This is a genomic window from Confluentibacter citreus (genome assembly GCF_002807055.1).
Taxonomy (GTDB): Bacteria; Bacteroidota; Bacteroidia; order Flavobacteriales; family Flavobacteriaceae; genus Confluentibacter; species Confluentibacter citreus.
In genome coordinates this window covers 1-594 of the sequence record NZ_NIXN01000041.1, presented here as the reverse complement: position 1 = coordinate 594, position 594 = coordinate 1, and the positions used below count along the sequence as shown (strand labels likewise).

Genomic DNA, 594 nt, shown 5'->3' with positions numbered 1-594 from the left:
CATACACGAACACGTTGTGCATAATATGAAAAACCTCATTCTTGTCATTTTAGCAATCGTTTTAATTTCGTGTAATCCGTTCGACGAAAAAAGAGTTTTGGATTATAAAACGGAACTGACCGAATTGACTTCTAAAATTGACAAATATGACAACGGAACTTATGACAGAGACGAAATTGACGAATTTATAATTGGCGATGTTCGAGATTTAGACATCGATTTAATTGTGAAAAACAGCGGAATGAAAAATCCGAGTTATTCTGGATTTGTCGAAGAAAACGACAGTCTGATTATTTTTGTGAATAGGTCTGGAAGTATAATAGAAACAGAGAAACGAATAATTTATGATTTCAATAAAAAACCTCGGAATTTTGGAAATGATAATATTATTGGAGCATCCTATAAAATAGTGCAATTGGACGAAAGATGGTACTATTCGGAATTAGGATTTGATTAAAATACTATGCACAACACCGTATAAAAATAATTGCGGTTTAGTGCTAAAACAAAGGTAGTTGCGTATTTGCTACATCTGATTTTCCTTCGGAAAATCCTCGCACGCAAACCCGCAACTATTCTTATACATAAACGTTG

1 protein-coding gene is annotated in these 594 nt (G+C 33.3%); it reads left to right on the top strand.

The features are described from left to right. Positions 1 to 457 (top strand): hypothetical protein (locus tag CDH49_RS15555; RefSeq protein ID WP_204524841.1); only part of this gene is annotated, 457 nt, incomplete at its 5' end. Positions 458 to 594 lie beyond the last annotated feature (137 nt).